Origin of the sequence: Phreatobacter sp., assembly GCF_022843985.1 — a bacterium.
Lineage (GTDB): Bacteria > Pseudomonadota > Alphaproteobacteria > Rhizobiales > Phreatobacteraceae > Phreatobacter.
Genome location: NZ_JALHMP010000009.1, coordinates 138,537 through 146,571, shown reverse-complemented (window position 1 = coordinate 146,571; position 8,035 = coordinate 138,537). Strand labels below are relative to the sequence as shown.

Here is an 8,035-nt window from a genome sequence, read left to right as displayed (position 1 = left end):
GCCGCAGCGCCGGAGGTCGCGGCCTGGCTCGCCTTCCACACCGGCGCCCGCAGCGGCGCGGCACCGGCCGAGGCCGCCTTTGCCCTGGCCGCGGCGCCCGCCGGACTGCCCGACCTCGCCGGTTTCGCCCTCGGCATCGACATCTACCCGGACCGCTCGACGACGCTGATCCTGCAGGTGGACGATTTCACGGCCGACGGAGCCGCCACCCGCCTCCGCCTCGCCGGTCCTGGCATCAAGGGCCATGCCACCCTCGCGGTTGCCGGCCTGCCCGCCGACATCGTCGCGCGCCTTGCCGCCAACCAGGCGCTGTTCCCGCGCGGGGTCGACCTCATCCTCGCCGGGCCGGCCGCCGTCGCCGCCCTGCCGCGCACGACGCGCGTCACCCTCATGGAGGCCTGACCCATGTATGTGGCCGTCAAGGGTGGCGAACGCGCCATCGACAACGCCCACCGGCTGCTCGCCCATGCCCGGCGCGGCGACCCCTCCGTGCCGGAGGTGGCGCCCGCCCAGATCCGCGAACAGCTCGCCCTCGCCGTCGACCGCGTCATGACCGAAGGCTCGCTCTACGACCGCGACCTCGCCGCCATTGCCATCAAACAGGCCCGCGGCGACCTCGTTGAGGCCGCCTTCCTCGTCCGCGCCTTCCGCACCACCCTGCCGCGCTTCGGCGCGACCGATCCGATCGATACCGCCGCCATGCAGGTGGCGCGGCGGGTCTCGGCCACCTTCAAGGACATTCCCGGCGGCCAGGTTCTCGGACCGACCTTCGACTACACCCACCGGCTCATCGACTTCCTGCTGGAGGCGGGCGCCGACATCGCCGAGCCGGCGCGCGTCGCCGCCGATCCTGTCGCCATGCCACGCGTCACCGATCTTCTCGGCGCCGACGACCTCATCGAGCGCAACCCGCCCGGGGACCCCGACGCGCCGGTGCCCGACCTCACCCGCGAGCCGCTCGATCTGCCAGCCGGCCGCGACCTGCGCCTGCAGAACCTTGCCCGCGGCGACGAGGGCTTCCTGCTCGCCCTCGGCTATTCCACCCAGCGCGGCTTCGGCCGCACCCATCCCTTCGCCGGCGAGATCCGTCTCGGCGAGGTCGAGCTGGAATTCGTCGCCGAGGATGTCGGCTTCGCCGTGCCGCTCGGCGAGATCACCGTCACCGAATGCCAGATGGTCAACCAGTTCAAGGGCTCCGCCACCGAGCCGCCGCGCTTCACCCGCGGCTATGGCCTCGCCTTCGGCCATTGCGAGCGCAAGACCATGGGCATGGCCCTGGTCGACCGGGCGCTGCGCGCCGCCGAACTCGGCGAGGAGGTCAAGGCCCCGGCCCAGGACGAGGAATTCGTGCTGATGCATTCGGACAATGTCCAGGCGACCGGCTTCGTCGAGCACCTGAAGCTGCCGCACTATGTCGACTTCCAGGCCGAACTTGGCCTCATCCGCCAGATGCGGGCCGAGATCGCGGCGCGCGCCGCAGCCCGGAGCCCGGACGGCACCACCCTGCAGGAGGCTGCGGAATGAGCGCCCTGGCGACATCCGGCACGGTTGCGGCCGGCGGCTACAACTTCGCCTATCTCGACGAGCAGACGAAGCGCATGATCCGCCGCGCCATCCTCAAGGCCATTGCCATTCCCGGCTATCAGGTGCCTTTCGCCTCGCGCGAAATGCCCATGCCCTATGGCTGGGGCACGGGCGGCGTCCAGGTCACGGCGGCGATCCTGGGGGCCTCCGACCGGCTCAAGGTCATCGACCAGGGTGCCGACGACACCACCAATGCCGTGTCCATCCGCAAGTTCTTCGAGAAGACCTCAGGCGTGGAAACGACCACCCATACGGCCGAGGCGACCATCATCCAGACCCGCCATCGCATCCCCGAGAAGACGCTCACGGCCGATCAGGTGCTGGTCTACCAGGTGCCGATCCCCGAGCCGCTGCGCTTCCTCGAGCCGCGCGAGACCGAGACGCGCGTCATGCACGCCCTCGAGGATTACGGCCTCATGCATGTGAAACTCTACGAGGACATCGCCACCCACGGCCATATCGCCACGACCTATGCCTATCCGGTCAAGGTCGAGGACCGCTATGTGATGGACCCCTCGCCGACACCGAAATTCGACAACCCGAAGATGAACGACTGCGCCGCGCTGCAGCTCTTCGGCGCCGGCCGCGAGAAGCGCATCTACGCCCTGCCGCCGCACACCAAGGTCGTCTCCCTCGATTTCGACGACCACCCCTTCGAGCCGACCAAGTTCGACCATGCCTGCGCCCTCTGCGGCGCAACCCATACCTATCTCGACGAGGTCATCACCGACGATGCCGGCGGGCGGATGTTCGTCTGCTCCGACACCGACCATTGCGAGGAGCGCCGGGCCGAGGGCCATCGCGGCGCCCTGCTGGGCGAGGCGCCGGCGGCGATCGCGGGAGCGGCGGAATGACCAACGCCATGACCGACGCCCCCCTCCTCACCGCCGAGGCCGTCACCAAGTTCTACGGTGCCCGCATCGGTTGCCGCGACGTCGGCTTCGAGCTCTATCCCGGCGAGGTCCTCGCCGTGGTCGGCGAATCCGGGTCGGGCAAGTCGACGCTGCTGAAGCTGCTCTCCGGCCAGCTCGCACCCTCCGACGGGCGCGTCCTCTACCGGATGCGCGACGGCGTCACCCGCGACATCCTCACGCTTTCCGAGGCCGAGCGGCGCTTCCTCTTCCGCACCGACTGGGGCTTCGTCCACCAGCATGCCGAACAGGGCCTGCGCATGGGCGTCTCGGCCGGCGCCAATGTCGGCGAAAGGCTCATGGCGGTCGGCTGGCGGCACTACGGGAAGATCCGCACCGAGGCCGAGACCTGGCTGGAGCGTGTCGAGATCGATGCGGGCCGCATCGACGAGCGCCCCACCGCCTATTCGGGGGGCATGCGCCAGCGCCTGCAGATCGCCCGCAACCTCGTCACCGCCCCGCGCCTCGTCTTCATGGACGAGCCGACCGGCGGTCTCGACGTGTCCGTGCAGGCGCGCCTTCTCGACCTCGTGCGCGGCCTCGTCGCCGATCTCGGCCTCGCCGCCATCGTCGTCACCCACGACCTCGCGGTCGCCCGCCTGCTGTCACATCGCATCCTCGTCATGAAGGACGGCCGCGCCATCGAGACCGGCCTGACCGACCAGGTGCTGGACGATCCGCGCGAGCCCTATACCCAGCTCCTCGTCTCCTCCATCCTGCAGCCGTGAGACGGACATGACAGCGCCCCTCCTCGCCCTCGACAGTCTCGCCAAGAGCTTCACCATGCACCTGCAGGGCGGACTGGTGATCCCGGTCGTCGCCGGCATCTCGCTCGACGTGGCGGCCGGCGAATGCGTCGTGCTCGGTGGTCCCTCGGGCGCCGGCAAGTCGTCCGTCCTCAAGATGATCTACGGCAATTACCGCGCCGATGGCGGCGCCATCCGGGTGATCGACCGGAACGAGACCGTCGATGTCGCCACCGCCGCGCCACGCCGCGTCATGGCCCTGCGCTGCACCACCATCGGCTATGTCTCGCAGTTCCTGCGCGTCATCCCGCGCGTTCCGGCCCTCGCCGTCGTCGAAGAGGCAGCCACCGCCTTCGGCCTCGGGCGCGAGGAGGCGCAGGCCCGCGCCCGTCGGCTCCTGGCCCTCCTGAACGTGCCCGAACGCCTGTGGTCCCTGCCGCCGGCGACCTTTTCGGGCGGCGAGCAGCAGCGGGTCAACATTGCCCGCGGCTTTATCGCCGACCATCCCATCCTGTTGCTCGATGAGCCGACCGCTTCCCTCGACGCCAAGAATCGCGCAGCCGTGGTCGAACTGATCGAAGCCAAGAAGGCGGCCGGCACCGCCATCGTCGGCATTTTTCACGACGACGACGTCCGCGAGCGGGTCGCCACCCGCATCGTCGACGTCACGCGCTTCGCCGCGAGTGCCGCATGAGGACGACCATGGCCACCCCGGACGATATCGGCTCGCTGACACTCTTCTCCCGCCACGTCGTGCTCGCCGACCGCGAGACGGCGGCGACCGTGGTGGTGGAGGACGGGATCATCGTCGCCGTCGAGGCCGACCATCAGCGCGCCGGGGCCGTCGACCTCGGCGAGGACCTGCTCATCCCCGGCCTGGTCGAACTGCACACCGACCATCTCGAACCGCATTACCAGCCGCGCCCCAAGGTGCACTGGGATCCGCTCTCGGCCGTCTTCGCCTATGATGCGCAGATCGCCTCCTCCGGCATCACCACCGTCTTCGACAGCCTGCGCATTGGCTCCGATGACGACCGGCCGACCACGGCCGACGGCCTGCTCGACCTGTCGGAGGCCATCGAGACGGCCAAGGGTACGGGCCTGCTGCGGTCCGACCATCACACCCACCTGCGCTGCGAGATCCCCTCGCGCGGCGTGGTCGAGGAGGCGGAAAGCTACATCGCCCGCTTCGACGTCCGCCTCATGTCGCTGATGGACCACACCCCCGGCCAGCGCCAGTTCCGCGACGAGGAGAAGCTGCGCACCTATTACCGCGGCAAGACCGGCCTGTCGGAGGCCGATCTCGACAAGCTCTTCGCCAACCGCCGCGCCCGCGCCGCCGAGATTGGCGACCCCAACAAGCGCGGTCTGGTGGCCCTCGCCCACCGGGCCGGCATCGCGCTCGCCAGCCACGACGACACGATCATCGACCATGTGGCGGAATCCGTCGCCGACCGCGTCTCCATCGCCGAGTTTCCGACCACCGTGGAAGCGGCGCGGGCTTCCCACGCGGCGGGCATTTCGGTGCTGATGGGCGCGCCCAACGTGGTGCGCGGCGGGTCGCATTCCGGCAATGTCTCGGCGGTCGACCTGGCCGCGGCCGGCGTCCTCGACATCCTGTCCTCCGACTACGTGCCGATCAGCCTGATCCATGGCGCCTTTGGCCTGCGCGACATTGCCGCCCTCGGAGGGCTCGCGGGCGCCATCCAGACGGTGACGCTGAAGCCGGCGCTAGCCACCGGCATGACCGACCGGGGCGAAATCGCCGTGGGCAAGCGTGGCGACCTGGTCCGCGTCGCCCTGGTCGGCGACAGGCCCGTCGTGCGCGAGGTCTGGCGCACCGGCCGCAGGATCGCCTGACATGGCACCGGGGCTGCGCGGGGACGACGGGCCGATCGCCGAGCAGCGCCCCATCGGTCCGGGACGGCTCGTTCTCGTGGTCGGCCCGAGCGGGGCAGGCAAGGACTCGCTGCTCGCCGCCGTCCGCCAGCGTCTCGCCGCCAGCGACAGCGTTCTCTTTCCCCGCCGCATCGTCACCCGTCCGCCCTCCGCGACCGAGGACAATGTGGAAGCCGACGAGCCGACGTTCCTCCGCATCGCCGAGGCGGGCGGCTTTGCGCTGGCCTGGACGGCCCATGGCCATCATTACGGCATCCCCGCCGTGATCGACCATGCGCTCTATGGCGGCCGCACCGCCGTCTGCAACGTCTCGCGCGAGGTGGTGGCCGTGGCCCGCCGGCGCTATCGCAACGTCACCGTGGTGGAGATCACGGCGCCCCCCGAGGTGTTGCGCGCCCGTGTCGCCGCGCGCGGGCGCGCCAGCGACGGCGACGCCGCCGCCCGCGTCGAGCGCAAGGTCGCGGCAGCGGTCGAGCCTGACGTGGTGATCGTCAACGATGGCCCGCTACAGGCCGCTACCGAGCGCCTGCTGGCGGTGGTGACGCGTGCGCTGTCGCCGATCGACGGCCTCTGACGCGCGATCCCGCTACGCCGTGAGGAAAACGTGATAGACCGCCCACGACCTCTTCGTCAGGGAGCCGCACCCGTGAGCCGCTATGTCGCCCGCATTCCCATGTCCGTCGCCTGCCCCGAGCCGATGGCGGCGGCGATCCGCCACGTCCTCGAGGGTGAGTACGAAGCCGACTACGACGGTGTCGGGCTGGACATTCTCGACATCGGCGCCAATGTCGGTTCCTTCGCGCTCTGGTCCTCGGCCCGCTGGCCTGGCAGCCACGTGCGCTCCTTCGAGCCCCACCCGGGCACTTTCGAGTTCCTGAAGCAGAACACGGCGGGACGCCGCGACATCACCATCGTCAATGCCGCGCTGTTTCCCGGCGGTCAGACGAAGGCGACATTCCACAGCCGCTTCGCCGGCGACGGCGAGTCGGGCCTCGCCGCCTATTCCGGCGACACTTTCGCCGCGGGAACGCTGGTGGAGACCTACGAGGTCGACGTGGTCGACCCCACCTCGCTGCCCTCCGCCGACGTGGTCAAGATCGACATCGAGGGTGGCGAGGGCGAGGTGCTGGCCCATCTCGACCTGTCACGCACATCGCTGGTTCTGCTCGAGTTCCAGAACCGGAAGAACCGCGCGCAGATCCGGGCAACCCTGGCCGCCGAATTCGATCTGCTCCACGACGAGGAATTCGCCTGGGACGAGCTCCTCGGCTACACCGGCTATCGCCAGGACCTGAAGGGCGATGCCTGGGGCCGCATCTTCGCCGTCCGCCGCAACCTGACCCGGATGACAAAGACGGCGCCGCTCTCGGCCTGAAACGCAAGGGCCCGGCCAAAGCCGGGCCCCTTCTGGACGGAACAGGTTGCCGCGATCAGCGGGCGCGCAGGAATTCCGGCACGCGCAGCAGCACCATCTCGTTGCCGTCGGCCTTGTTGGGGTCGCGGCTGGACGAGAAGGGCAGGTTGTTATCGTTGCCGACGATGATGTGGTCGGCATCGACCACGTCGACATTCTCGATGGTGAAGAACGGGAACTGGAAGTAACCGCCCGACAGCGGCACGCGCGCGCGGTTGTTCGGATCGCGGATCTTCAGCAGGTCGATGAAGCCGATCTTGCGCACGGCGTTACCGGCATTGGCCTCCGTCATCTCGATCTTCCAGACGCGCTTGATGCGCGGCAGGGCATGGAAGCAGTTCTCGGCCCGCTGGCCGGCGGGGCAGGCCCGCTCCGGCACGCCCTCGTTGTCGTCACGCTCGATGATCAGCGCCGTCGTGGCGTCGATCATGTTGAAGTCGCCGATCGACAGGCCGTTGGCGTCGAGGACATATTTCCAGTGGCGACCGGTGTAGCGGCCGGCGGCGACGTCGAATTCGAGGATGCGCAGATATTCGCGCCCGTCGACCTGCTCCAGGGCCCGGGTGGCCGGATCCCACAGCGCGCCTTCCAGCAGCGGGTAGAGGAAACGCCCGTCCGGCGAGGCCGCCATGCCCTCGAAGCCTTTCGTGCGGCGGACGCGGAAATCCATCGACGCGCTCGGGATGGCCGGCGAGACCATCGCCGGATGGTCGGGCGAACGGACGACCTGGCCGTCGATCATGGTCTCGAACACCGCCTCGATCTTGCCGGTCATGTCGGCGCGGATGAGGAAGGGCCCGAATTCCTCGCCGATCCAGATCTTGCCGTTGATGATCTGGAAGCTCTCGGGGTCGAAATCGGCGCCGGTCAGGTAACGCCGGTCGGTCGCCTCGTTGGCGATGCGGAACGGCACCTTCTTGTCGGGGTCGGACAGGAACACCGTGGCGAGGCGCTCGAACGTGCCCTTCTCGAAGTCGATGCGGTAATGGCTGAGGAAGAGCATGGCGTCGGGCGAATTGCGCTTGTTGCCGAAGCCGTTATCGGTCAGCACCCAGTAGCTGCCATCCGCCATGCGGCGGATGCCGGAATGGCCCTGGACCGGCTGGCCGCGGAAGGGCAGCGACACCCCGGTCGGCCGGCCGGCGGAGCGGCCCATGATCGTGCCGGGCGCATCGGCGCGGGCAGCGCCGGTGAACTTGCCGGAGACCTGCAGGTCGGCCGGGGCATCGGCCGGCGGGGCGATGAAGGTCTCGGCCGGCAGGATGGCATGGCCGGCGAGGGACGCGGGAAATTCCGCATCGGCGAAGGCGGGGCTGGCAGCCATGAGGCCGGCCAGCAGAACGAGAGCGCGCATGGAAACTCCGGGATGAGAGGTCACGACGTCGTTTTGCACATCGCGGATGACGCGACGCCTACGGGCAGACGACAGGTCGATGACGGCACACAGCCCGCGACGGCTGGTCGGACGGCGCGGCTCTCGA

Annotated in this window: 9 protein-coding genes; 8 read left to right on the top strand and 1 reads right to left on the bottom strand. The window is 69.4% G+C overall.

All coding sequences use genetic code 11. From position 1 onward, the window contains the following. The 8 genes from phnH to Q0C57_RS08655 form a co-directional block, all read left to right on the top strand. Positions 1–402 (top strand): phosphonate C-P lyase system protein PhnH (gene phnH / locus Q0C57_RS08690; protein WP_296575002.1); only part of this gene is annotated, 402 nt, incomplete at its 5' end. A gap of 3 nt (positions 403–405) precedes the next feature. Further along, positions 406–1,524 (top strand): carbon-phosphorus lyase complex subunit PhnI, encoded by a 1,119-nt coding sequence (locus tag Q0C57_RS08685; protein ID WP_296575000.1) that lies wholly within the window; start codon positions 406–408, stop codon positions 1,522–1,524. After that, positions 1,521–2,438: an alpha-D-ribose 1-methylphosphonate 5-phosphate C-P-lyase PhnJ gene (locus tag Q0C57_RS08680; protein ID WP_296574997.1), complete on the top strand. Its 918-nt coding sequence runs from the start codon at positions 1,521–1,523 to the stop codon at positions 2,436–2,438. The genes Q0C57_RS08685 and Q0C57_RS08680 overlap by 4 nt, the downstream gene beginning before the upstream one ends. Further along, positions 2,435–3,223, top strand: a complete 789-nt coding sequence (phnK, locus tag Q0C57_RS08675) for a phosphonate C-P lyase system protein PhnK (RefSeq protein ID WP_296574995.1) — start codon at positions 2,435–2,437, stop codon at positions 3,221–3,223. Before Q0C57_RS08680 ends, phnK begins: the two co-directional genes overlap by 4 nt. Before the next feature lie 7 nt (positions 3,224–3,230). Next, positions 3,231–3,935 (top strand): phosphonate C-P lyase system protein PhnL, encoded by a 705-nt coding sequence (phnL, locus tag Q0C57_RS08670; RefSeq protein ID WP_296574993.1) that lies wholly within the window; start codon positions 3,231–3,233, stop codon positions 3,933–3,935. Positions 3,936–3,943: 8 nt separating this feature from the next. Next, positions 3,944–5,101: an alpha-D-ribose 1-methylphosphonate 5-triphosphate diphosphatase gene (locus tag Q0C57_RS08665; RefSeq protein WP_296574991.1), complete on the top strand. Its 1,158-nt coding sequence runs from the start codon at positions 3,944–3,946 to the stop codon at positions 5,099–5,101. Between the two features lies 1 nt (position 5,102). Next, positions 5,103–5,714 (top strand): phosphonate metabolism protein/1,5-bisphosphokinase (PRPP-forming) PhnN, encoded by a 612-nt coding sequence (gene phnN, locus Q0C57_RS08660; RefSeq protein ID WP_296574988.1) that lies wholly within the window; start codon positions 5,103–5,105, stop codon positions 5,712–5,714. 72 nt (positions 5,715–5,786) lie between these two features. After that, positions 5,787–6,515, top strand: coding sequence for an FkbM family methyltransferase (locus Q0C57_RS08655; RefSeq protein WP_296574984.1), 729 nt, complete (start codon positions 5,787–5,789; stop codon positions 6,513–6,515). Between the two features lie 55 nt (positions 6,516–6,570). Here Q0C57_RS08655 and Q0C57_RS08650 read toward each other — a convergent pair whose 3' ends face one another. Then, positions 6,571–7,908 carry an esterase-like activity of phytase family protein gene (locus tag Q0C57_RS08650; RefSeq protein WP_296574980.1) on the bottom strand — a complete coding sequence of 446 codons (1,338 nt, stop codon included), beginning with the start codon at positions 7,906–7,908 and terminating at the stop codon, positions 6,571–6,573. Between the last annotated feature and the right edge of the window lie 127 nt (positions 7,909–8,035).

Bases quoted from the DNA above. Each gene is read 5' to 3' on its own strand.
- Q0C57_RS08685 (WP_296575000.1), top strand. From the start codon at position 406: ATGTATGTGGCCGTCAAGGGTGGCGAACGCGCCATCGACAACGCCCAC.
- Q0C57_RS08680 (WP_296574997.1), top strand. From the start codon at position 1,521: ATGAGCGCCCTGGCGACATCCGGCACGGTTGCGGCCGGCGGCTACAAC.
- phnK (WP_296574995.1), top strand. From the start codon at position 2,435: ATGACCAACGCCATGACCGACGCCCCCCTCCTCACCGCCGAGGCCGTC.
- phnL (WP_296574993.1), top strand. From the start codon at position 3,231: ATGACAGCGCCCCTCCTCGCCCTCGACAGTCTCGCCAAGAGCTTCACC.
- Q0C57_RS08665 (WP_296574991.1), top strand. From the start codon at position 3,944: ATGGCCACCCCGGACGATATCGGCTCGCTGACACTCTTCTCCCGCCAC.
- phnN (WP_296574988.1), top strand. From the start codon at position 5,103: ATGGCACCGGGGCTGCGCGGGGACGACGGGCCGATCGCCGAGCAGCGC.
- Q0C57_RS08650 (WP_296574980.1), bottom strand. From the start codon at position 7,908: ATGCGCGCTCTCGTTCTGCTGGCCGGCCTCATGGCTGCCAGCCCCGCC.